Annotated in this window: 9 protein-coding genes; 6 read left to right on the plus strand and 3 right to left on the minus strand. The window is 75.1% G+C overall.

All coding sequences use genetic code 11. The features are described 5' to 3' along the window. Positions 1–180 precede the first annotated feature (180 nt). From ACFYXK_RS07975 to ACFYXK_RS07990, 4 genes are all read left to right on the plus strand, one after another. Positions 181–6,525 (plus strand): amino acid adenylation domain-containing protein, encoded by a 6,345-nt coding sequence (locus tag ACFYXK_RS07975; protein ID WP_389410310.1) that lies wholly within the window; start codon positions 181–183, stop codon positions 6,523–6,525. A gap of 64 nt (positions 6,526–6,589) precedes the next feature. Then, on the plus strand, positions 6,590–13,933 hold the full coding sequence (locus ACFYXK_RS07980) for an amino acid adenylation domain-containing protein (protein WP_389410311.1): 7,344 nt from the start codon (positions 6,590–6,592) through the stop codon (positions 13,931–13,933). Continuing rightward, positions 13,930–15,291, plus strand: a complete 1,362-nt coding sequence (locus ACFYXK_RS07985; RefSeq protein WP_389410312.1) for a cytochrome P450 — start codon at positions 13,930–13,932, stop codon at positions 15,289–15,291. The genes ACFYXK_RS07980 and ACFYXK_RS07985 overlap by 4 nt, the downstream gene beginning before the upstream one ends. Positions 15,292–15,366: 75 nt before the next feature. Beyond that, positions 15,367–16,626, plus strand: coding sequence for an MFS transporter (locus ACFYXK_RS07990; RefSeq protein ID WP_389410313.1), 1,260 nt, complete (start codon positions 15,367–15,369; stop codon positions 16,624–16,626). Between the two features lie 55 nt (positions 16,627–16,681). Here ACFYXK_RS07990 and ACFYXK_RS07995 read toward each other — a convergent pair whose 3' ends face one another. The 3 genes from ACFYXK_RS07995 to ACFYXK_RS08005 all read right to left on the minus strand — a co-directional run bounded on the left by ACFYXK_RS07995 (position 16,682) and on the right by ACFYXK_RS08005 (position 23,230). Then, positions 16,682–19,600, minus strand: coding sequence for a helix-turn-helix transcriptional regulator (locus ACFYXK_RS07995; RefSeq protein WP_389410314.1), 2,919 nt, complete (start codon positions 19,598–19,600; stop codon positions 16,682–16,684). Between the two features lie 130 nt (positions 19,601–19,730). Continuing rightward, on the minus strand, positions 19,731–19,982 hold the full coding sequence (locus tag ACFYXK_RS08000) for a hypothetical protein (RefSeq protein ID WP_389410315.1): 252 nt from the start codon (positions 19,980–19,982) through the stop codon (positions 19,731–19,733). Between the two features lie 20 nt (positions 19,983–20,002). Beyond that, a complete protein-coding gene (locus tag ACFYXK_RS08005) occupies positions 20,003–23,230 on the minus strand; it encodes a type 2 lanthipeptide synthetase LanM family protein (RefSeq protein WP_389410316.1) in 3,228 nt (1,075 codons plus the stop codon). A 321-nt stretch (positions 23,231–23,551) separates the two neighbouring features. On the opposite strand from ACFYXK_RS08005, the gene ACFYXK_RS08010 reads away from it, so the two are divergent. Both ACFYXK_RS08010 and ACFYXK_RS08015 read left to right on the plus strand, forming a co-directional pair. Next, positions 23,552–24,187, plus strand: a complete 636-nt coding sequence (locus tag ACFYXK_RS08010) for a LuxR C-terminal-related transcriptional regulator (RefSeq protein ID WP_389410317.1) — start codon at positions 23,552–23,554, stop codon at positions 24,185–24,187. Then, positions 24,184–24,615: a response regulator transcription factor gene (locus ACFYXK_RS08015; RefSeq protein WP_389410318.1), complete on the plus strand. Its 432-nt coding sequence runs from the start codon at positions 24,184–24,186 to the stop codon at positions 24,613–24,615. The genes ACFYXK_RS08010 and ACFYXK_RS08015 overlap by 4 nt, the downstream gene beginning before the upstream one ends. Positions 24,616–24,659: the final 44 nt, after the last annotated feature.

Here is a 24,659-nt window from a genome sequence, read left to right on the forward strand (position 1 = left end):
CACGGCCACACCCACGGGAGCGACGCGTACCGGCGGCGCGCACGGCGAAGCAGCAGGCCGTGCGGTGCCGCCGTTGCGCGTTCTACCCCCCGGCGGCTGCGTGCGCGGCTGCGTCTTCTTCCCTACTGACGGACCTGCGCAGCCAGCAGTGTTGAGGAAAACACCGCTTGGAGGCCCACAGTGAAGGTTGTCGCAGCGCACGGCGGAGCGGCGAGGCACGGCAGCGAAGCCGGCGACGTCGTCCGTGACGGTGACGGAGTGTCGTTCGCGCAGCGGAGGCTGTGGTTCCTCGACCAGCTCACCGGAGGCTCCGCCGAGTCCCTGCTCCCGTTGGCCCTGCGCATCCGCGGCGCCCTCGACGTCCCGGCCCTGGAGCGGTCGCTGACCGGCATCGTGGACCGGCACGAGGTGCTGCGCACCCGCTTCACCGCCGTCGACGGCGAGCCCGTACCCGTGGTGGACCCGGCGGGCCGCACCCGGCTGGCGCGGGTGGAGGCGGGCAGCACCGACGAGCTGTTCGACCGGGAGCTGGCGCGCCCCCTCGACCTGGCGAAGGAGCACCCCCTGCGGGCCACGCTCACCCGCCTGGGGCCCGAGGACCACGTACTGCTGCTGGTGGTCCACCACATCGCCGTGGACGGCTGGTCGTGGGACGTGCTGCTGCGCGAACTGGACGCCGGGTACCGGGGCGAGGCGGTGGACGCGCCAGCCCTGCAGTACACCGACGTGGCCCGTACGGAGGCCGAGCGGCTGGGCGGGCCGCGGATGGAGCGGCTGCTCGGCTACTGGCGGGAGCGGCTGGCCGGGGTCTCACCGCTCGCGCTGCCCGCGGACCGGCCGCGGCCGGCGTTCTGGGACGGCTCCGGGGACGTGGTCCGCTTCGAGCTGCCGGCCGAGCTGGTCGCCGAGGTCGACCGGGTCGCCCGCGAGCAGCGCGCGACCCGCTACATGCTGCTGCTCGCCGTGTACCAGGCCCTGCTGGGGCGCTACTCCGGCCGCTCCGACATCGCCGTGTGCACCACGCTGGCCGACCGCGGGCGCGCCGAGGTGGCCGGTCTGATCGGCCCGTTCGTGAACACGATCGTGCTGCGCACCGACCTGTCCGGCGATCCGACCTTCGCCGCCCTGCTGGGCCGGGTCCGGTCCGGGGCCCTGCGGGACTTCTCGCACGCCGAGGCCCCGTTCGACCGGGTGGTCGGCGAGGTGGTCACCGAGCGCGACCTGTCCCGCCACCCCCTCGCGCAGGCCTCCTTCACGCTGCTCAACACCGTTCCCTCGGCGGCCCGTCTGGACGAGCTGGACGTGGCGCTGGTACGGACCCCGCTGACGGGCACGCCGCTGGACGTGTTCCTCGACCTGAGCCTGCGCGCCAACGGCGACATCGCGGCCCGGCTCCAGTACTCCACGGCCCTGTTCGACGAGAGCACGATGGTCCGCTTCACCGAGGGCTACGTCGGGCTGCTGCGCGCGGTGACGGCCTCGCCGGGGACGCCGGTGGCCGAACTCGCCGGACGGCTCGAGCCGCTGCCCGGCAAGGAGCGCCGCCGCCTGGTCGCCATGGCGGGCTCGGGGCGCAGCGCGCCGGCCGCGCAGCCGTTCACCGTCGCGGGCGCGCCCGACGCGGTGGCCCTGGTCTGCGGGGAGGAGACCCTGCGCTACGGCGAACTGGACGCGCTCGGCGGCGGCCTGGCCACGGCCCTGCGCGCGGCGGGCGCCGGCCCGGGGACCCCGGTGGGCGTGTGCCTGCGGCGCGGGATCCGGTCCGTGGCCGCGATGACCGCGATCTGGCGGGCGGGCGGGGTCTACGTTCCGCTGGATCCCGCGCTGCCCGAGGAGCGGCTGCGGTTCATGGCCGCCGAGGCGGGGCTGCACTGCGTGCTCACCGATGCCGCGACCGCGGAGCTGGCCGGCGCGCTCGGCCCGCAGGTGCTGCGGGTGGAGGACGCCGGGCCCGATGCGGGCGCCCCGCACCACACCCCCGACCCGCGGGACCTCGCGTACGTCATCTTCACCTCGGGCTCCACCGGCCGCCCGAAGGCCGTCGGCATCGAGCACGGGGCGATCGCCGCCCATGTGGCCGCCGTCCGCGAGGAGTTCGGGATCACCGCCCGGGACCGGGTGCTCGCCTTCTCGTCCTTCTCGTTCGACGCCTCGCTGGACCAGCTGCTGACCTCCCTCGGCTGCGGGGCCACCGTGGTGGTCCGGCCGGACGAGCAGTGGCTGCCCGCGCAGCTCCCCTCGGTGGTCGAGCGGCACGGGATCACCGTCCTGAACCTCCCGCCCACGTACTGGGCCGAGCTGGCCTTCTCGCTCACCGACCGCACCGCCGCCTCCCTCGCGCCGCTGCGCCTGCTGGTCCTCGGCGGGGAGTCCGTACCGGCCGCCGCGCTCGACGCCTGGCTGGCGCGGGCCCCGCACGTACGGGTCCTCAACGCGTACGGCCCGACCGAGACCACCGTCACCGCCACCGCGTACGAGATCGGCCCGGCCGGGGACACCGGCCGGGTGCCGATCGGGCGGCCGCTGGGCTCCCGGCGGACCTACGTGGTCGACGCACACGACGAGCTCGCGGCGGTGGGCGAGCCCGGCGAGCTGCTGATCGGCGGTCCGGAACTGGCCCGCGGCTACCTCGGCCGACCCGCCCTCACGGCGCAGAGGTTCGTCCCCGATCCGTACGGCGCCGACGGCGGACGGCTCTACCGCACCGGCGACCTGGTGCGCCGACTGCCCTCCGGGGAGCTGGAGTTCCTCGGCCGCACCGACGACCAGGTCAAGATCCGCGGCTTCCGCATCGAACTCGGGGAGGTGGAGGCGGCCTTGGCGCAGTGCCCCGGCGTGGTGGCCGCCGCGGTGGCCGTCGGCGCGGACGCCCAGGGCGGCAAGAGCCTGACCGGCTACGTGGTGGCCGGTCCCGGCGGCCCGGTGGAGCCGGCGGCGCTGCGGTCCTTCTGCGCCGGCCGGCTGCCGCACTACGCCGTGCCCGCGGACTTCGTGGCGCTCGACGCGCTGCCCGTCAACGCCTCGGGCAAGCTCGACCGGGCCGCCCTGCCCGCCGCCCGGCCGGACGGGGAGCGCGCGGAACGGGACCGGGCGGCCGCGGGCGGCGCCGAGTTCATCGCGCCGCGCGACGCCACCGAGCGGGCGGTCGCCGAGATCTGGGCGGAGGTGCTGGGCGTCGACCGGATCGGCATCGACGACGGGTTCTTCGACCTGGGCGGCCACTCCCTCCTCGCCACGATGGCCGTGTCGCGGATCGCGGAGCGGCTCGGCCGCGAGGTGGAGCTGCGCATCCTGTTCGAGAACCCCCGCATCCGCGAGTTCGGCCCTCTGGTGGCCGCGGCCCGGCAGGCGGGCGCCGCGACCGTCGTCCCCGTGGACCGCTCGGGGCCGCTGCCGCTGTCCTTCGCGCAGGAGCGGATGTGGTTCCTGGACCGGATGTCCGACGTCGGGGACGAGTACGTGCTCTGGTTCTCGTGGCGGATGCGCGGCGGGCTCGACCGGGACGCCTGGCAGGGCGCCCTCGACGAGGTGGTGGCGCGGCACGAGGCGCTGCGGACCGCCCTGGTCGAGGTGGACGGCCGCCCGGCGCAGCGGGTGGTCGACGGGGTCCGCGTACCGCTGGTGTGGCAGTCGGCCCCGCCCGGTGAGGACGAGGCCGTACGGCTGGCCCGGCTCCGGGAGGTGGCCGTCCCGTACGCCACCCGCCGCTTCGACCTGGCCGGGCCGCCGCTGCTGCGGGCCGGGGTGTGGGAGCTGGACCCCGAGGACCACGTCGCCGTCATCGCCTTCCACCACGCGGCGACCGACGGCTGGTCCAAGGACGTGATCATCGGCGAGCTGGCGCAGTCGTACGCCGCCCGGGTGGCCGGGCGCCCGGCCGCACTGCCGCCCGTCCCCATCCAGTACGGGGACTTCGCGGTCTGGCAGCGCGACCGGATGGCCGGCGAGGTGCTGGAGCGGCAGCTGGCGTACTGGGAGCGGGCCCTGGCCGGCGTACCCGTACTGGAGCTGCCGACGGACCGGCCACGCCCGGCGGGCTGGTCGGGCCGGGGCGGAGCGGTCGAGATCGACCTGCCGAAGGAACTGGAGGGCGCGCTGGGCGAGCTGGCCCGGCGGCACGGGGTGACCCGGTTCACGGTGCTGCTGGCCGTGGTGCAGATCGTGCTGGGCCGCTGGTCCGGGCAGCAGGACGTGGCGGTGGGCACACCGGTCGCGGGCCGCGGCCAGGTGGAGCTGGAGCGGCTGGTGGGGCTGCTGGTGAACACGGTGGTGCTGCGCGGAGACCTGTCCGGGGAGCCCTCGTTCACGGAGTTCCTGGGCCGGGTCCGGGAGTCGGTGCTCGGGGCCTTCGACCACCAGGAGGTGCCGTTCGAGCGGCTGGTGGAGCAGCTGCGGCCGGAGCGGGACCCGTCCCGCAACCCCTTGTTCCAGGTGATGTTCGACGTACAGGAGAGCGCCGCCGGCGGGCCGCGGGTCGAGGGCCTCGACGTGGAGCACTTCGTCCTGCCGTGGGGTTCGGCGAAGTTCGACCTGACCGCCACCTTCCTGCTCTATCCGGACCGCTTCGCGCTGAACGTGGAGTACGCGAGCGATCTCTTCGACGCCGCCACGGTCACCCGGTTCGCCGGGCACGTGGGCCGGGTGCTGGAGTCGGTGGTCGCCGATCCGGAGCAGGCCGTCGGGCGGCTGGAGCTGCTGTCCGCCGCCGAGCACGCGGAGCTGGCCGAGGCTGCGGGCTCCGCGGCGGCCGCACCGGCGACGGCGTTCACGGTCTCGGGCGCGCCGGACGCGGTGGCGCTGCTGTGCGGGGACGAGAGCCTGACGTACGGCGAACTGGACGGCCTGACCGGCGCTCTGGCCCGGGCGCTGGCGGCCTCCGGCGTACGGCCGGGCACGCCCGTCGGCGTGTGCCTGCGACGCGGCATCGCCTCCGTCGCCGCCATGGCCGCGATCTGGCGGGCCGGCGGGGTCTACGTACCGCTCGACCCCCGGCTGCCCGAGGACCGGCTGCGGTTCATGTGCGCCGAGGCCGGTGTGCACAGCGTGTTCAGCGACACCTCGACCCGTGCGCTGGCCGCCGCCCTCGGGCCGCGCACCGTCCCCGTCGACGCCGTCGTGCCCGATCCGGACGCGCCGCACCACACCCCCGCGCCCGACGACCTCGCCTACGTCATCTTCACCTCGGGCTCCACCGGCCGCCCCAAGGCCGTCGGCGTGGAACACCATGCGCTGGGCGCGCACGCCGCCGCGGCCCGCGAGCTCTTCGGCATCACCGCGGAGGACCGCGTCCTCGCCTTCGCCTCCTTCTCCTTCGACGCCTCCCTGGAGCAGGTGCTGCCCGCCCTGGGCGCCGGGGCCTCGGTGGTGGTCCGCCCGGACGAGGTGTGGTCGGTGGAGGAGCTCGCCGAGGCCGTCCGCACCCAGGGCGTCACGGTCATGGAGGCCACCCCCGCCTACTGGGAGGAGATCGTCGCCCGCCTCGACACGGTCGCCGGGGACCTCAAGAGCCTGCGCCTGCTGGTCACCGGCGGCGAGGCACTGCCCTCGGCGCCGCTGGCCCGCTGGTTCGCGCACCTCCCCGACGTGCCGGTGGTCAACACGTACGGGCCGACCGAGTCGGTCATCTCGGCCACCGCGCACACGGTCACCGCGCCGGTCGAGGGCCGGGTCGCGATCGGCAGGCCGCTGGGCTCCCGCCGGGCGTACGTCGTGGACGCCCTCGGGCAGCTCGTACCCGTCGGGGTGCCGGGCGAGCTGCTGATCGGCGGCCCGGAGCTGGCCCGCGGCTACCTCGGGCAGCCCGCGCTCACCGCCGAGAGGTTCGTACCCGACCCGTACGGCGCAGCCGGCGGACGGCTCTACCGCACGGGCGACCTGGTGCGCCGGCTCGCCTCCGGGGAACTGGAGTTCCTCGGCCGCACCGACGACCAGGTCAAGATCCGCGGCTTCCGCATCGAACCGGCCGAGATCGAGGCCGTCCTGGAACAGCACCCGGGCGTGCACGGCGCGGCCGTACTGGTCCGGGAACTGCGCGGGGAGCGCGCCCTCGTCGGCTACGCGGCCGGCCAGGGGCTCGATGCCGAGGTGCTGGCCGCCTGGTGCCGGACCCTGCTGCCCGGCTACATGGTGCCCGCCGCGTTCGTCCTGCTCGACGCCCTGCCCCGGACCGTGCAGGGCAAGACCGACACCGCCGCCCTGCCCGACCCGGTGCCGGCCGCGCCCGCCGCGTCCGTGGCGCCGCGCACCCCCACCGAGGTCGTGACGGCCCAGATCTGGGCCGAGGTCCTGGGCCTGCCCGAAGTCGGGATCCGGGAGGACTTCTTCGCCCTCGGCGGCCACTCGCTGCGCGCGGTGGCGGCCGCCTCCCGCCTGCGCACCGCGTTCGACTGCCCGATCCAGGTACGCGACCTGTTCGACCACCCGACGGTCGAACTGCTCGCCATGGAAGTGGAACGACAGCTCATCGACCAGATCTCCTCGATGAGCGACGACGAGATCGACCTGTCCCTGACCTCCGACTTCTGATCGCCGCCGCGATCCCCGACGCGATCCCCGCCTCGATCCCAGCCTTGATTGGACGGCACTTGCGATGACCACTGCACAGGTCGAACCCTCCACCGCCACCTCGTCGAACACCCCGGGCGGTCTCTCCCCCGCGGCCCGCCGGCTCCTCGAGATGCGCCTGCGCGGCAAGGCCTCCGCCGCCCCCGCGGGCATCCCGCGGCTCGACCCGCGCCCCGCGCAGGCCCCCCTGTCGGCCGCCCAGCAGCGCCTGTACTTCCTCGACCAGATCGACCCCGGCGGCGTCGAGTACCTGATGCCCGCGGCCTGGCGGTTCACCGGGCCGCTGGACGCGGCCGCGCTGAGCGCCGCGATCGGGGACCTCGTCGCCCGCCACGAGCAGCTGCGGGTGGTGTTCACCCACGAGGACGGCGTACCGGCCCAGCACGTGCTCGCCGCCGCCGCGGCGCCCGGCCTCGACGTGGTCGACCTGCCCCCGTCGGTCCGGGGCGCCGGCCCCGGGGCGCTCGCCGAGGCCGTACGGGAAGTGGCGCTGCGCCCCTTCGACCTGGCCGCCGCGCCGCCGTTCCGGGCCACCCTGCTGCGGATCGCCGCCGAGGACCACGTGCTCGTCCTGGCCATGCACCACATCGTCTCGGACGGCTGGTCGCTGGACGTCCTGACCGGCGACCTGAGCGCCTGCTACCGCGCCAGAGCCCAGGGCCGGCCCCCGCACCCCGCCGCACCACCGGTCGAGTACACCGACTACGCGCACTGGCAGCGCGGAGCCGATGAGAGCACCGATCTGGACTACTGGCGCACGGCCCTCTCCGGCCTGACCCCGCTCGAACTGCCCACCGACCACCCGCGGCCGGCCGTGCGCACCTGCGTCGGCGCCGTACACTCGGTGGAACTCCCCGCGCCGCTGACGGCCGCTCTGGCGGAGCTCGGCCGCCGGGCCGACACCACCTCGTACATGACCCTGATGGCGGCCTTCCAGGCCGCGCTGGCCTTCCACAGCGGCCAGGACGACATCGCGATCGGCACCGTCGTCGCCAACCGGGAGCGCCCGGAGATCGAGCAGCTCGTCGGGTTCTTCGTGAACACCCTGGTGATCCGCACCGACCTGTCGGGCGACCCGACCTCGGCGCAGCTCCTCGCCCGTACCCGGGAGAGCGTCCTGGGCGCCCTCTCCCACCAGAGCCTGCCCTTCGAGCGGGTCGTCGACGAGCTGAGCCCCGAGCGGGACCTCTCGCGCAACCCGCTGTTCCAGGTGCTGTTCTCGCACTCCGCCGCCGCGCGGCAGGGTGCGTACGCCCTCGGCGACGCGACGGGCACGGCGTTCCCCATCGACCTGACCACCGCGAAGTTCGACCTGACGCTGGACGTCAGCGAGGACGTGGACCGCATCCGGCTCCAATTCGTGTACCGCCCCGACCTGTTCGACGCGGCATCCGTGGCCCGGCTGGCCGAGCACACCGTCGCGGTGCTGCGGGCCTTCGCGGAGGCTCCGGACGTGCCGCTCGGCATGGCCGACCTGCTCAGCGCGGACGAGCGGGCCGCGCTGCTGGGGCCCGACGGCCCGGCGAACCGCCTCCCGGCGGGCGCCGCACCCGAGGCGGCTCCCCGGCTCGCGATGGAGCGCCTGGCCGGGCGGATCCGGCTGACCCCCACCGCCGTGGCCGTCTCCGGCGGCGGCCGCAGCCTGACGTACGCCGAGCTCGACGCGGCCTCGCTGGCCCTGGCCCGGCGGCTGCGGGCCGCGGGCATCGGCCCGGAGTCCCTGGTCGGCGTCTGCCTGGGCCGCTCGGTCGACCTGGCCGTCGCGCTGCTCGGCGTATGGCGGGCCGGTGCGGCGTACCTGCCGCTGGACCCCGCCCACCCGCGGGCCCGGCGGGAGTTCACGGTCGGCGACGCCGGGGTGGAGTGGGTGGTCGCCGATGCCGTCGGCCGGGCCGCGGTGGAGGGGCTGCCGGTGGGCGTGATCCCGCTCGAGGGCCCCGCCGAGGACACGGACGGCGACACGGCCGGCGACACCGGGATCCCGCTCTGCGCCGTGCTCCCCGGGCCGGACACTCTCGCCTACGTCATCTACACCTCGGGGTCGACCGGACAGCCCAAGGGCGTCGAGATCACCCACGGCAACCTGGCCTGGCTGCTCGGCGCCGCCGACCGCCACTTCGACTTCGGCGCCGACGACGTGTGGACGCTCCTGCACTCCCCCGCGTTCGACTTCTCCGTCTGGGAGCTGTGGGCCCCGCTCGCCTCCGGCGGACGGGTGGTGGTGCTGACCGAGGACGAGGTCCGCGACCCCGCCGCGGTGCACGCCGTCCTGCGCGACGAGCGCGTCACCGTGCTCAACCAGACCCCGGCCGCGTTCAAGGGGCTGCGGGCCCATCTGGCCCAGCAGGGCGAGGAGTTCTCCGCGCTGGCACTGCGCACCGTCGTCTTCGGCGGCGACGCCTTCGACGCCCGCGACTACCGCGACTGGTTCGCCGTGCCCGAGGAGGGGCGGCCCGCGCTGGTGAACATGTACGGGATCACCGAGACCACGGTGCACGTCACCCACCGGCCGATCACCGAGGAGGACACGGTCTCCCCCGTGTACTCGCCGATCGGCCGCCCCGTGGCCGGCCAGCACGGCTACGTCCTGGACCGGGCGGGCCGGCTGGTGCCGCACGGCACGGTCGGAGAGCTGTACGTGGCCGGCGGGGGCGTCGCGCGCGGCTACCGCAACCGGCCGGAGCTGTCGGCCGAGCGTTTCCCCCTCGACCCGTTCGGTCCGGCCGGGAGCCGTATGTACCGCACCGGCGACCTGGTACGGGTGCTGCCCGACGGGCAGTTGGCGTACGCGGGCCGGGCCGACCACCAGGTGAAGATCCGCGGATTCCGCATCGAGCCCGGCGAGATCGAGACCGCGCTGCGCGCCCTGCCCGGCGTACGGGACGCGGCGGTGGTGGCCCGGCCCGACGCGCATGGCGGCGCCCGGCTGGTCGCCCACGTGGTGCTGACCGAGGGCCGGCCGCTGGACGCGCCGGACCTGCGCGACCGGCTGCGCCTGACGCTGCCCGAGTACATGGTGCCCGCACTGTTCGTCCGGCACCCGAAGCTGCCGATCACCGCCAACGGCAAGGTGGACCGCAGGTCCCTGGTGGCGGTGGCCGCCGAGGGGACGGCCGCCCCCGCCGGGCACGTCCCGCCGGCCGGTGCGGCCGAGGAGGCGCTGGCCCGCATCTGGTCGGACGTGCTGGGCGCCGAGCGGATCAGCCGTACGGCGAACTTCTTCGACCTGGGCGGCGACTCGATGCTGGCCCTGCGGGTGATCGGGCAGGCCCGCAACGCCGGGCTGGGCCTGAGCGTCCCGGACCTGTTCCGGGCCCGCACCCTGGGCGACCTCGCCGCGCTGGCGACGGAGGCCGCCGACGACGCCGGCCCCGCGCCCGTGGAGCCGTTCTCCCAGCTCGACCCGGCCGACGCGGCCCGGCTGCCGGAGGGGCTCGACGACGCGTACCCGCTGACCATGCTCCAGGCCGGGATGCTGCACGAGATGCTGGCCGACCCGGACCGCGGCGCTTACCACAACGTCACCGACCTCAAGATCACCGTGCCGGAGGGCTTCGACCTCGCCGCCTTCCAGACCGCGGTGGACACCGTCGTACGCGGCCACAGCATCCTGCGGTCCTCCATCGACCTGGCCTCCTTCTCCGAGCCGCTCCAGCTGGTGCACGCGGCCGCCGAACTCCCGGTCGGCTACAGCGATCTGCGCGCTCTCCCGCACGAGGAGCAGTGGGCCTCCGTCCGCCGCCACGTCGACGCGGAGTTCGCCCGGCGCTTCGACCTGGCGGCCCCGCCCCTGGTCCGCATCCACCTGCACCGGCTCACCGACCGGGAGCTGCGGCTCACGCTCACCGACTGCCACGTGGTGCTCGACGGCTGGAGCCTGACCTCGCTGATCGCGGACTTGTTGGACCTGCACCGGCAGGCCGTGGCGCAGGGCCGGACCCCGCAGCTGCCTGCGGCGCCCCCGTACGCCGAGTACGTCGCGCTGGAGCGGGCCGCGCTGGTGGACGAGGAGGGCCTGGACTACTGGCGGTCGGCGCTGAGCGAGCTGAGCCCGATCCGGTTCACCCGGCGCGGTACGGAGGCCTCCGACGGCGGGCAGTTCGTCCACGAGGTGCGCCGTTCGTACGCCGCCCTCGCCGAGCCGATCGGCCGGCTGGCCCGGCTGGCCGGGGTGCCCCGCCGCACCGTCCTGCTGACGGCGTTCCACCACACCATGAGCCTGTTCGCCGAGCGCGACGGCTCCGCCGAGGGGCATTCGGTCGGCCTGGTCACCAACGGCCGCCCCGAGGTTCCCGGCGCCGACCGGATGCGCGGGCTGTTCCTCAACACCGTGCCGTTCGGGGTCCGGCGGCCGCGGGGCAGCTGGCTGGAGTACCTGAAGGCGGCGTTCGCCGCCGAACAGGAGATGCTGCCCTACCGCAGGGTGCCGCTGGCCCGGATGGCGCAGCTGCGGCCCGGTGCACCGAGCGTGGCGGACACCCTGTTCAACTACGTCAACTTCCACCGGCTGTCCGGGGACAGCTGGGACGACTCGCTGGAGATCGCCCGCACCGCGTTCCCGCTGATGCTCAACGCGAGCGTGGAGTCCCTCATCCTCGACGTCGACCCCGACTACCTGGCCCCCGCCACCGCCGAGCAGCTCGCCGACCTGATGTGCGGGGTGCTGAAGGCGATGACCGCACGGCCCGAGGCGCCCGTCACGGCGCCGGCGCTGGCCGGTGAGGCGCGCATACGGGCACTGGAGGAGTGGGGCCGGGGCCCCGCACTGCCGAACACCACCCTGATGTTCCACGAGTGCGTGGCCGAGCACGCGGTGCTCACGCCCGGCGCGGTGGCCGTCCGGCAGGGTGAGCGGGAGGTCACTTACGCCGAACTGGACCTTTCCGTACGGCAGTTGGCGGACCGGCTGCTGGCACTGGGGGTCGGCCCGGAAGTGCCGGTCGGCATCTGCCTGGACCGGGGTCCGGAGATGGTCCGGGCCGTGCTCGGTGTGCTCCGGGCGGGCGGCGCCTTCCTGCCGCTGGAGTCCCAGCACCCGGCCGACCGGCTGAAGTTCATCGTCGAGGACAGCGGGATGCCGGTGCTGATCACCCAGTCCTCGCTGCTGGGGACCGTGCCCTTCGACGGCCCGACCCTGGTCGTGGACGACCCGGAGACCTGGGCCGCTCCCACCGGGGCGCCGGTGCCCGCGCTGCCCGTCACCGCGGACAACGCCGCGTACGTCCTCTACACCTCCGGCTCCACGGGCACGCCCAAGGGCGTCACCATCCAGCACCGCAGCCTGACCAACATGCTGGAGGGGCAGCGCGATCTGTTCCCCGTGACCGCCGAGGACCGGGTGCTCCAGTTCGCCTCGCTCAGCTTCGACGTCTCCATCCTGGACCTGACGTGGGCGCTGGCGAACGGCGCCCAGCTGTGCACCCCGCCCAGGGAGGCGCTGCGCGCGGGGGCCGACCTGGCGAACACGCTGCTCGAGTACGGGATCACCGTCGCGATGCTCGCGCCGAGCGCCCTGGCGGCCCTGGGCGAGGACCGCTTCCCGGCGCTGCGGATCCTCCAGGTGTGCGGCGAGGCCTGCCCGGCCGAACTGCCCCAGAAGTGGGCGCGTGGACGGCGGTTCTACAACGTCTACGGGCTCACCGAGACGGCGGTGTGGTCCGTCTCCACCCTCCTCAGGCCGGACTGCAAGCGGCCGCCGATCGGCTGGCCGATGCGCAACACCCAGGTCTACGTGCTCGACGAGGACCTCCAGCCGGTCCCCGTCGGGGTGCAGGGCGAGGTCTACCTCGGCGGGCGCGCCATCGGCCGGGGCTATGTGAACCGCCCCGACCTGACCGCCGCCGCGTTCGTCCCCGACCCGTACGGCGCCCCCGGCAGCCGGCTGTGCCGTACCGGCGACATCGGGGTCCAGCTGCCCGACGGCGCCGTGGAGGTCCTCGGCCGCCGCGACAGCCAGGTCAAGCTGCGCGGATTCCGCATCGAGCTGGGCGAGATCGAGCACGGGCTGCGGGAACTGCCCGAGGTGCAGCAGGCGGTGGTCCTGCTGCGGCGCGACCTGCCGGAGCCGGCCCTGGTGGCGTACGTGGTCCCCAAGGCGGGCGTGGAGCCCGTCGTCGAGCCCTTCCGCCAGGCGCTGCGGGCCAAGGTGCCCGCGTACATGGTCCCCGCCCGGTTCGTGTTCCTCGACGCGATGCCGGTCAACAGCAGCGGCAAGGTGGACAAGAAGGCCCTGCCGCTGCCCTCGGCCGACCGGATGGGCAGCGCCGCCGACTACGTCGCGCCCGGCACGCCGGCCGAGGTGGTGCTCGCCGAGGTGTGGCGCAGGGTGCTCGGCATCTCCCAGGTCGGTGTCCACGACGACTTCTTCGCCCTCGGCGGGAGTTCGCTCTCCACCGTCCGGGTCGCCGCGCAGGCCGCCGCCCGGGGCCTGAGCGTCTCCGTGCGGGACCTGCTGGAACTGCCGACGATCGCCCGGCTCGCCGCCCGCGCCACGCAGGCGTCGGCGCAGGCCGCCGGGGAGACGCCGGCCGGGGCGAAGGCCCGGGCCGTGACCTCGGAGGTCCGGCTGCGCGAGGGCGACGGCGCCCCGCTGTGGTGCGTGCACCCCAGCGGCGGCAGCGGCGCCTGGTACGTACCGCTCGCCCGGGCCCTCCCGCCCGGGCAGCCGGTCCGGGCCTTCCAGGCCCGCGGCCTGCTCGGCGGCGTGGACCCGACCACGATCGCCGGGATCGCGGCCAACTACGCCGCCGAGATGACCGCCCACGGCGGGCACGGCCCGCACGACCTGCTGGGCTGGTCCATGGGCGCCAACATCGCCCTCGAGATGGCCACCCAGCTGCACGAGAGCGGTCACACCGTCGCACCGCTGACGCTGATCGAGCCGTACCTGCCCCACCCGGCGGCCCGCGAGCGCCTGGCCGCGGTCGGCCGGGACATGGAGCAGGGGCTGCGGATGCGCGACCGCGTCCGCACGCTGGCGCCGTCCGCGGAGCGGGAGGCGGCCGTGGCCGAGCTCACCGCCCTGCTGCTGGGCGCCGGCATGAGCCCCGGCGAGGCGTCCCTGGTGGAGCACGCCCCCATCGAGGTGTGGCACTCGCTGCTCACGGCCCTGGCCGGCTACGAGCTGCGCCCCTACCCCGGCCACGTCCACCTCGTGGTGGGCAGCGCGGCCGCCGGACTGCCCGACGGCGAACCGATGCCCGGTCTGGACGTGGACTTCCGGACCTACGTCGAGCGCTGGCGCGAGATCGCGCTCGGCGGGCTGACCGTCCACGTCACCGAGGGCGACCACATGTCCATGATGTCCGAACGGCTGATGCACAAGACCGCTGGTGTGCTCGGCCGGATCCAGTCGGAGGCACGCCGATGACCGTCCTGACCACGCACACGACCACGCACACGACCTCGAACCCGGCCACGGGCGCGGGCCCGTCCGCCCCGGTGTGCCCGATGACCGGGAGGACCGCGCCGCCGGCCGCACCGCCGGCCCCGGTGATCCGTACGAACCCGCCGGCCGCCTTCACCGAGCGCTACCTCCTCGACCCCGCCGTCAACGCGGACCCGTACGGGTACCTGGGCTCCCTGCGCGACCACGACCCCGTGTACTGGTCCGCCATGCACCGGGCCTGGCTCGTCACCGGGCACGCCCAGCTGATGCACTGCCTGCGCGACCCCGCCGTCTCCGCCGAGCGGGTGCGCCCGCTGATGGACGCCGTGCCGGAGGGCGCCCGCGAGGACGCCGAGCGGGCCTTCGCGATCCTGTCCCGCTGGATGGTGTTCAACGACGCCCCGCAGCACCGGCGGCTGCGCCAGGTGTTCCAGGAGCAGTTCGCGGCCCGCTCGATCGGCCGCTACCGGGCCTTCGTCGAGCGCGCCACCCGCGCCATGCTCACCCGCCGCGCCGTCCCCGGCCGGATCGGGGACCTGGTCGCCGACATCGCCCGGCCGCTGCCCGCACTGGTCTTCGCCCGCTGGCTGGGCGTCCCCCAGGCGCACGGTCCGTCCTTCTGGTACTGGAACGCCCGGGTGGGCGACCTGGTCCTGGGTGCGGCCCAGGAGGAGCGCGAGTACCGCACCTCGCTCCAGTCCCTGGTCAACCTGGACGACTACCTCGCCGACCTGGTGAAACAGCGCCGCGCCGAGCCCAAGGACGATCTGATCAGCGCCGTGCTGGCGGGCGGCCAGATCGGGAAGTCGGTCAGCGAGGAGGAGTTCGTCGGGATGCTGACGCAGATGGCGTTCGCCGGCGGAGAGACCACCAGCAACCTCATCGTCAACGCCGTACTCGCCCTGCTGGAGCACCCCGAGCAGCTGGCGGCCGTACGGGAGGACCCGCAGCTGGTGTCGATGGCGGTGGAGGAGGCCATGCGCTTCGACGGCCCGTCGAAGATGTCGATCCGCACCGCCGCCCGGGACTTCGACCTCGACGGGCGATCCGTCCGCGCGGAGGACCGGCTGTTCCTGGTCACGGCGGCGGCCAACCGGGACCCGGCGCGCTTCGCCGACCCGGACCTGTTCAGCGTCCGGCGCGGCAGCGCCTCGCACCTCGGGTTCGGCTTCGGCGCGCACTTCTGCATCGGCGCGGCGTTCGCCCGGCTGGTCGCCGGTGCGGTGGTCGACGTACTCGTGCGCGAGTACCCCGGTCTGGAGCTGCTCGACCGGCGTCAGCACACCTGGCAGCTCTCCCTCCTCAACCGCGCGCTGACGGCCCTGCCCGTCCGCTACTGACCACGGCCCGCCACCGCCCCCGGCCGCCTTCGGCGGCCGGGGCGGCCCGACGGCTCTACGAAGGGGATCTTGTTCATGGCTTCCACCCTGGTGGGCGCGCGGTCCCGGCTGAGCGCCCCCGCCCGGCTGCCGTCGTTCCGCCTGTTGTGGCTGGGGCAGTCCCTGTCCCTGCTCGGCGACGGGTTCAGCTACATCGCCTTCTCCTGGAGCACGCTCGGGCTCACGCAGTCCACCCTGGCCCTCGGCTACGTCCTCGCCTTCCAGGCGGTGCCGCGGGCCCTGCTCACGCTGGTCGGCGGCTCCCTCAGCGACAAGTGGTCCTCCCGGACACTGATGGCGCTCTCCAGCTGGGCCAGGGCCGGCCTGATGGCCGGCGTGGGCCTGGCCGGCCTGGCCGGATCCCTGACGGTGTGGATGCTGTGCTGCGCCGCCGCGGCCTTCGGAGCGGTCGACGCGTTCTTCCAGCCCGCCCGGGCGTCGATCCTGCCGTCGGTGGTGGACAAGGAGCAGCTCGCCCCGGCCAACGCCCTGCTCGCGGTCGCCGCCAAGGTGTCGGCCGTGCTGGGCCCGGCCGTCGGCGGCATGGTCGTGGCCTTCTCCAATGCTCCGGTCGCCTTCCTCGTCGACGGGGTGTGCTTCGCCCTCTGCGGCCTGTGCGTCGCGCGGATCCGCCCGCTGCCCCGCCCCGGGCAGGACGCGCCGGCCGGGGACGCGGCGGCGCCGGCGGCCGGGCTCTCGCTGGGCGCCCGGATCCGCGCCGGGCTGCGGTACGCCTTCGACGATCCGCGGATCCGTACGATCCTGGCCGTCGACGCGGCGGTGACCTTCTGCCAGGCCGGCCCGTTCACCGTCGGCTTCGCCACCCTGGCCAAGGTCGACCTGCACGGCGGCTCGGCCACCCTCGGCCTGCTCAACGGCGCGCTGGCCGGCGGGGCGATGCTGGGGACCCTCGCCGGCGGCGCCGTGAGCGGCCGCCCCCGGATCGGCCTGCTGATCGCCGCGCTCGCGGGATGGCTCGCGATCGGCACGGGCCTGCTCGGCCTGATCGGCAGTACGGCGGGTGCCCTCGCCACGGTCCTGGCGATGGGCTTCGGGATGGGCTTCCAGGGGGTCTTCGGCCTCAGCTGGATCCAGCGCACCATCGACGGCTCGGTGCTGAGCCGGGTGATCTCGGTGGACATGGTCATCGGCTACGCGGTGGCCCCGCTCTCCCTGATCCTCTGCGGAGCCATGGCCCAGTCGGGCACCGGCCCGATGTTCGCCCTCTCCGCGGCGGTCCTGGCGGTGACGGGGATCGGGATCCTCGGCTCGCGGACCGTCCGCGAGATGCGCTGACCGGGCACCGGCCGCCGCGCGGTCCCGACCCGGGGGCGGCGCGGAGGCCGGTGCGTCAGGGCGCCGAGGAGGCGAGGGACGCCGAGAGTTCGCACAGGGCGGCGCGGTTGGTGCGGCCCGTCTTGGTGCCGAGGGCGGCGATGTGCTTCTCGACCGTGCGCGGGGAGATGTAGAGGCGGTCGGCGATGTCCTTGTTGCCCAGGCGCTCCGCGAGGAGCCGGAAGACCTCGTACTCGCGGACCGTGACGCCCTGGGAGCGCAGGACGTCCGGGATCGTGCTCGACCCCGTGCGGCGCTGCTGGACCGGGGCGCCCATCCGGCGCAGGGCCGCGCGGCAGGCGCCCGCGACCGCGGCCACCTCGCCCTGGTGGAAGTGCTCCTCGACGCGGCGCAGCCAGGCCACCGGCTCGCCCCAGCCGTCCTCGTACGCGGCTTCGGCGATCAGCCGCAGGCCCAGGTGGAGCGCGGTCGGGTACGGGGCTGCGGCGCGCAGGGCCTCGGCCGCGGCGGCCGCGGCCTCCTCGGGGCGGCGTTCGCGGCCCAGCAGGACGGCGCCGGCGAACAGGACGAACTGCCGGTTCCAGCGCATCCGCCCGGGTGCGGTGGCGGCGATCTCCTCGTACGCGGCGCGGTCGGCCTCCCCCGACAGCACGTCCAGGAGCAGTCCGATGCCGTACCGCCCGCTGAGGTAGTACGTACTGGGGTTGGTGTCCTCGAGGTCGGCGACGGCGCGCAGTTCGCGGACGGCGCCGGGCCGGTCCTCCTCCGTCAGCGCGCAGAAGGCCCGGGCGAGGCCGCGGGTCAGCGGCTCCTCCTGGGAGCCGGCCCCGTCGCAGTCGGCGAACGCGGCGAGGGCGCTCTCCATCGCGGGCCGGTCGCCCCGGTGCGCCGCCATCGCCGCCCGGGCCATCAGGACGTAACGGGTGGCCGGGGCCAGCCGGAGGCGCTGTACGACGACGAGGCACTCCTCGGCGGACTGCTGCGCGGTGGTGAACTCGGCCCGCAGGACGGCGTCGAGGATCATGATGCCGTCGATGGTGTAGACGATGGTGGCCGAGCCGAGCCGCTGGGCCTCGCTGCGGGCCGCCAGCAGCGGGGCGGTGGCGCCCTCGGTGAGCCAGTAGTTCCCGCCGATCCGGGTGAGCGCGTACATGCGCTGGAGCGGGAGCTGGTGCTGTTCGGCGGTCTGCAGGGCCGATTCCAGCAGGGCGGTGGCCTCGTCGAAGTCCCGTTCGCGGGCCAGGGTGGCGAGGAGTTCCAGGGACTGGCAGGCGACGGTCGCCAGACCGTGGCGCTGGGCCGCCTGGAGCGCGGAGTGGGCGAGTTTCTCGGCCAGTTGGGTGCGGTCCGGGCCGGGGGTGTCGAGGGCGAGATAGGCGGCGGTCACATCGATCGAGGCGGTGCAGCGCTCGTCGGGCCGGGGGCCCAGGAGGGATCTGGCCTGGGCTATCTGTCTGTTGCCGTCCTCCCAGCGGCCCGCGGTGTGGGCCACCTTGGCGAGCCGGGTGTGCAGTGCGGCGAGCCGGGAGGTGCTCAGGCCGCTGCCGCCGAGGGTGTGCAGGTTCTCCGCGAAGCCGAAGGCCCGGGCGAAGTCGCCGGCTTCGGCGAGCGCGGGGAGCAGGGCCTCGAGGGCGTCGGTGCGCCCGGCGGGGTCCTGGCTGGCGGCGAGCAGCCGTTCGGCGCGGCTGAGCAGGGTGATCGCGGAGCCGATCGCGCCGGCCGCGAGGGCGCGCAGGCCGGCGTCGGTGAACAGGCGGCCGGCCTCGGCCTCGTCGCCCGCCTGGGAGCGCAGCTCGGCGACGAGGGGGCACCAGTCGCCCTCGAGGTCCGGGTAGAGCGCCTGCACCGCGTCCGCGGCGCGGCCGGACATCGTGGCCCGGTTGCCCGGTGTGAGCTGGGTGAGCAGGGCCTCGGCGGTGAGCGAGTGGCGGAACGCGTACCAGTCCGGGGCGGGTTCGTCGGGGACGACGAGCTGGGCCGCGACGCCGGCGTGCAGGTGGCTGAGCAGTCCGCGGTCGTCGATGCCGGTCATCCGCTGGAGCACGGTCAGCGGGAAGCGGCGGCCGATCACGGCGGCCGCGGACAGCAGGGTCAGCCCCTGCGGGCCGAGCCGGTCGATGCGGCGCAGGATCCCGCGGGCGAGGGCGGTGGACACGTCGCTGCGCAGGTCGCCGACCACCCGCCAGCCGTCCTCGAAGCGGACGAGGGCGCCGCTGCCGATCATGCCCTGGAGCAGTTCCTCGACGAGGAAGGGGCTGCCGGCGCTGTCGTCCCAGAGCCGGTCCAGGGCCGCCTGCGGCACCAGCCCGGGTTCGGTGTCCAGCTGGGCGGCGATGACCGCGCGGACCTCGGGGCGGGTGAGCGGGGCGAGTTCCAGTACGGTCCCCACGCCGCGCCGGCGGGCCGAGTCGGCCATGTCGAGCGCGTCGCAGGGCTCCGTACGGATCGTGGCCAGGAGCACCACGTTGGTGTACTCCAGGTTGTCCACCAGGTACTCGACGACCGCGAGCGTCTCGGGGTCGGCGTCGTGCAGGTCCTCCAGCAGCAGGAGCTGGCCGTGCTCCTTGCCGGTGGCGATGAGCAGCCGCAGTACGGCCTCGCCGAGGACGACCATGGAGCTGTTGTTCTGGGCGTCGCTGCTCCAGTCCGGGATGATCCTGCCGAGCGCGGGCCGGTAGGGGCCCAGCGGCAGGTCGTCCAAGGGCTCGCCGCTGCGGAACAGCGACATCAGCGCTTCGGTGAGTGGCCGGAAAGGGACGGTGGGGCCGGTGGTGCTGCTCCGGCCCCGCAGGGCCCGCATGCCCGCGCCGAAGGCCATGCCCACGGCTTCGGCGGCGAGCCGGGACTTTCCGATTCCGGCCTCGCCGACGAGGAAGACGACCCCGCCGCGCCCTTCGCCCGCGTCGGTCAGTGCCTGCTTGATCTCCCGCAGTTGCGAGTCACGACCGACGATGTACCGCGAACGGGAACGCATGTCCGCAATCTAGTTCATGCGAACGGCGGATTGTGCGACGAAAGTTGGCCGTTCCGAACAAAGGCGGAGTGGAGATCCGGGAGAGATCCGGAGAAGATCGGACACGGACCGCCAGGTGACGGGAGACGGGCTACCAGGTGACGTTCGGGGCCGAGACGCTGGTGTCGATCGAGCTCAGGGTGATCACGATGCCGCTGGTGAGCACGACACCGGCCAGAGCACGGGCCCGGGCGCACGCCTTGTTCCGACCCGACAGGGTGATCCCGCCGGCCGGGTCCTCGATCCGCGCCTCGGCCGCGGCGTCGGCGGCGGCCTCGTCGGCGGCGGTGACGGACTGGGCGTTGACCTGGGGCTTCTGCATGGTGGTGAGTACCTTTCTCATGGCCTGACTGGGAGTGGTGCTCAGTGCTGACGTGCTGCGGTGCGCAGGTGCCGGTCGGGTTGGAGCAGCAGGACGGACGGGACGGCCTCCGGGAAGCCCAGCCTGAGCAGGGCGTATCCGATCCCGGAGAGCCCGGTGAGGAAACCGGGGGAGGGTACGTGGTCGGGGGTGCCGCAGCGGTGGCCGTGGTCCTCGAGCCGGCCGAGGACCTCCGCGGCGCGGTGGCCGAGTGCGGCCCGGGCCCCCTCGTGGCCCTGCCCGGCGAGGACGCCGAGCAGCTCCAGGGAGCCGAGGGCCCCGCGGTGCAGGCTGAGGTCGGGGGACTCGAAGGGCGCGCCCAGCAGGGCGGCGCAGCGGTCGAGTTCTGCCACGGGTACGTCGGCGGCGAGTGCGTCGGCGGCGGCCAGGGCGGTGCCCGCGAGGCCCGTGTGCCAGCCGAGGTCGGCGGGGCGGCGCAGGGCTTCGTCCAGCGCCGGGCGCAGCAGCGCGGCACCGGTGCGGGCGCACGCGGCATCCGGCTGCCCCGCCTCCTGCGAGGCGGCGGCGTGGCGCAGCAGGGCCCAGCCGATTCCGGCGTCGCCGTGGGCGAAGCCGGGGGCCGCCGGGCGCTGTTCGGCGAGCCGCTTCTCGGCCCGGACCAGCAGCCGGCCGGCGAGCCGCCGGGCCACCGCTCCCGCCTCGGCCCCGTACGTGCGCTGCGCGGCGACGGCGGCGGCCAGGGCTCCGGCGAGGCCGTCGGCCAGATCGGCCGGCCCCTCGGCACCCTCCTCGGCGTCGGCCTCGGCGGCGCGTTCCAGGGCGGCGAGGGCGTCGGGCAGGCAGTCGGCCGGGCCCTCGCCGAGCAGCGGGGCCAGCCGGGCCACGGTGTAGACGATGCCGCCGAGTCCGTGCAGCGCGCCGGGTCCCACCGCGGCGCCCAGCCCGGGGTCCGCGGCCAGCGTCGCGAGCAGTGCGGGCAGCGGCCGTACGGCCTGCCGGGCCAGCGCGGTGTACCGTTCGGCGCCGGTCAGGGAGCCGAGCTGGGCCAGGAACAGCGCCACCCCGCAGTAGCCCTGGGCGAGCCCGCCGCCCATCGGCAGGACGGCCCAGTGTTCGCCGGCCACCTGCTCCAGGCCGAGCCAGTTGACCCGCCCGCCGCCGTGCACCGCCCGGGCCGCGATCTCGTCCGCGATCCCGCAGGCCGCGGCCAGCAGCCGGGACGGCTCGGGTACGACGGCCGGCGCGGCTGGGCCGGCGAGGGTCGAACGGGGGCCGCCGACGCTGAGGTTGGCCCCGGTGACGGCGAGCGTCGCCGAGATGATCCACTCCTGGTCGTGGCGGTCCACCTCCCCCATCGCGGCGATCTTGTCTCGGGCGGAGCGCAGGCTCGGGGCCGCCAGCACCCCGTCGAGGCGGGTGCCCCGGGAGGTGCGCAGCGCGGTGCCGGCGGGGTGGTGGAAGAAGAGCGGCACGTCCCCGCACCACAGGTCGGCGATCTCGTCCTCGATCAGCCGCTGGCGGGCCGGGTCGTGCTCGGACTCCGCCCAGAGCACGGCGAGCACCGCGTCGCGGGTCAGGGCGTCGCGCAGCACGTCGGGGTGCGTGGACTCGTCCAGCAGGGTCGTGTAGAGGCGGGTCGAGCGGGCGATCAGGCGCCCGGGGCTGGTGGCCCAGCGGGCCAGCAGACCGCCGTCACCGGCCGGGCCCGGCCGGCCGTCGGCGTCGGCTTCGGCTTCGGCGCCGCCCAGGAGTTCGGCCCGGTGCTCGGCGATCGCGTCGTACCCGGCCCGGAACCCCTCCAGCAGCGCCGCCCGGTGGTCGGCGTGGCCAGCCGCCCGGCCCTGCGGCGCCGGCCGGTTCTGGCCGGCCGCGCTCGCCACCGGGCCGCGCAGCAGCCGCATGGTGTCCGTCCCGGCGGCCTCCCAGCGCAGCCCGTCGCTGGGGTAGGAGCCGCCGTCCCCGCCGCCCAGCGCCGAGATGTCCATGGCGCCGTTCTCGCCGATCAGCAGGCTCGGCAGCAGGCAGGTGCGGTACACCGAGGAGGCCAGGGCGTCCGCCGCCGGGTCGGACCCGCAGGTCACGGCCGCCGGCAGACCGGAGTGGAGCAGGGTCTCGGCGTCCACCAGCACCGGCTGGTCACCGCAGGCGATGACGTTCTCGTAGTGCATGTCCACGCCGTCGACCGCGTAGAGGAGGGCGAGCAGCGCGCCCTGGCGCCGGTAGAACCGGTCCAGTTCGGTGGGCGAGGTGCACCAGCCGTGCTCGATGAACTCCAGCCAGCCGTACCCGTCGCCGCGCACCGAGCGCGGGGTCCGCAGGCCCAGGCCCGGCACCTTGCCGTTGGCCCAGCCCACCGCCTGGTCCAGCAGGGCGTGCTGGTCCAGCGGCCGGGGCTTGTACACGACGGTCGCCCCGTCGGCGAAGCCCAGCAGGGCCACGGACCGGTTGCCCTGGTGGACGTCGCCCCGGCCGAGGTCCACCCGTACGAGGGCGCCGGGGTCGCGGCCGTGCAGCAGCCCTTCGACGATCGCCGCCCGGTCTGCGGTGAAACGATCCAGCAACTCCACCGTGGCCGCGGCCGCGAGGCTGCAGGTCTGGCCCAGCATCCGGGCCAGCACCGGGTAGCGGGTGAACAGTTCGGCGAGGCCCTGCCGGGTGCCCAGCCGGGCCAGGAAGGCCGCGAACCGCTCCCGCGGGGTCTCCCCCGCCAGCAGGCCCTCCGTACGGGCCCGGTGGAGTTCCCGGACCAGGGTGCGGGCGGACTGCCGGATCAGCCGGTCGCCGAGGCGCTCCTCGAACGCGGCCCGCACGGCTTCGAGTTCGCCCCCGGCGAGGTCGAGGCCTGCTGCCGCCTGCGCCCAGGCGGCAGCGACCAGGGGGCGCAGCGCGGGCAGGAACACCGCGGCGCCGTCCGCGTCCGCCGCCGCGGGGACCGGCGGGCCCGCCTGTGCGGGGGCCCCGGCCACCGTCTGCTCGATGTACCGCGCCCACTGCGGCTTGGCCGTACGGGCGGCCAGCCGGCCGGGAGCCTCCGCCGCGAGGGCGTACGCCACGTCCTCGCCGGCTCCCAGGCTCGCCAGCCGGGCCGCGAAGCCCTCCGTGTCCCCCAGGGACCACGAAGCCGGTCGGCTCCGGGGGGCGTCGGCCGGTGCGGGTACCGGGGTACCCGGGGCGGCGAGCCGCTCCCGCAGGTTCAGGGCCCGGGCCCACCAGGAGGGGGCCAGGCCGCCGACCTGGGTTTCTTCGGGGGTGGTGGCGGTGTCAGTCACAGGAGAAAACTCGCAGAGCGCGGCGCCGCGCACATGGGGGCCGATCCCCCATATTCCGCGGAACCGCCCCCATGGCCCCCGCGGGCTCTGCGTACGGGGTGGTGCGGCGGCCGCCGGCCGGGGCTGCGGCGTACCGGTTCCGGCAGGTCGCGGGCCGCATCGGGGGCTGCCTGCACGGGGTCCGTGCCTGCGGAGGGGCACGTTCACGAAATGTGGGGGCCGGGGCCCGATGCCCCACCGGCCGGTGCCCCGCAGCCTGTGTCCAGTGCCCCTTCCGCCCGTCCGGCTACCCCGGCCGGCGGATGATCATCGGAGGACCTGGTGGGAGTACCCGTCCCTGTCGACGTCGTCGCATTCGACCCCGTGCTGGAAGCCGGAACCAAGAGCACCCTGTTCGCCTGCCCTGAGGTGTGCCTGACGGCGCCGGGCGGCGCACCGCGGGTCGTGGTCATGACCGTGGACCAGGTCGGCCGGCCGGAGCTCGACGTCCTGCGCACCGTCCGCGACGCCCCGGCCCGCCCCGATGTGGTGCTGGTGGCGGGCGAGTTGGCGCCCGACGGCGCCCTGCACGCCATAGCGGCCGGCGCCCGCGGGCTGCTGCGCCGCCGCGAGGCGGACGTCAGCCGGCTCTCGCGCGCCGTACTGGCCGCCTCCCGCGGCGACTGCACGCTGCCGCCGGATCTGCTGGACCGGCTGCTGGAGCGTTCCGGCGCCGGCGGGCGGCCGGGCAGCGGGTCCGACGGGGGTACGGACCCGTGGGCGGCGGCGGGCCTGAGCGACCGGGAGCGCAGCGTGCTCCGCCTGGTCGCCGACGGCCACGAGACGAACGAGATAGCCAAGCAGCTGTGCTACTCGCCGCGCACCGTGACGAGCGTCGTCCACGACATCACCCAGCGGTTCCGGCTGCGCAACCGCGCGCACGCGGTCGCCTACGCCCTCCGGGTGGGCCTGCTGTGAGCGCCGTCGCCGAACTCACGCGCGAGAGCGCGCCCGCACGGGTCCCCGCGGCGCCGGACCGGCTGAGCCTGCTGCGCCAGGCCGGGGACGGCCGGATGCCCTACCCGGCCCTGGTGCGCCTGCTCGGTGCGGCCACGACCGCCGGCACGGCCATCGGCGCCGGCTCCGGCACCGCCGCCGCCGGAGCCGCCGTCGCGACCGCACCGGGGCCCCGGTCCGCGGCCCCGCCGGACGCCCCCCGGCTCACGGCCCGCCAGACCGCGGTGCTCACGCTGATGGCGGAGGGCCACGGCAACGCGGTGATCGCCCGCACCCTGTCCTGCTCGGAGCACACGATCAAGAACGTGATCTACGAACTCATGTCCCGCCTCCAGGCCCGCAACCGCGCCCACGCCGTGGCCTGCGCGGTCCGGCACAGCCTCATCTGACATGTTGGCCGCGAAGCCGCCCTGGCCCGAGTATCACGGGTGTA

This window comes from Streptomyces sp. NPDC002209, assembly GCF_042890265.1.
Lineage (GTDB): Bacteria > Actinomycetota > Actinomycetes > Streptomycetales > Streptomycetaceae > Streptomyces.

Excerpts from the sequence above, each read along its gene's own strand:
- ACFYXK_RS07980 (WP_389410311.1), top strand. The coding sequence starts at position 6,590 with ATGACCACTGCACAGGTCGAACCCTCCACCGCCACCTCGTCGAACACC.
- ACFYXK_RS07985 (WP_389410312.1), top strand. The coding sequence starts at position 13,930 with ATGACCGTCCTGACCACGCACACGACCACGCACACGACCTCGAACCCG.
- ACFYXK_RS07990 (WP_389410313.1), top strand. The coding sequence starts at position 15,367 with ATGGCTTCCACCCTGGTGGGCGCGCGGTCCCGGCTGAGCGCCCCCGCC.
- ACFYXK_RS07995 (WP_389410314.1), bottom strand. The coding sequence starts at position 19,600 with ATGCGTTCCCGTTCGCGGTACATCGTCGGTCGTGACTCGCAACTGCGG.
- ACFYXK_RS08000 (WP_389410315.1), bottom strand. The coding sequence starts at position 19,982 with ATGAGAAAGGTACTCACCACCATGCAGAAGCCCCAGGTCAACGCCCAG.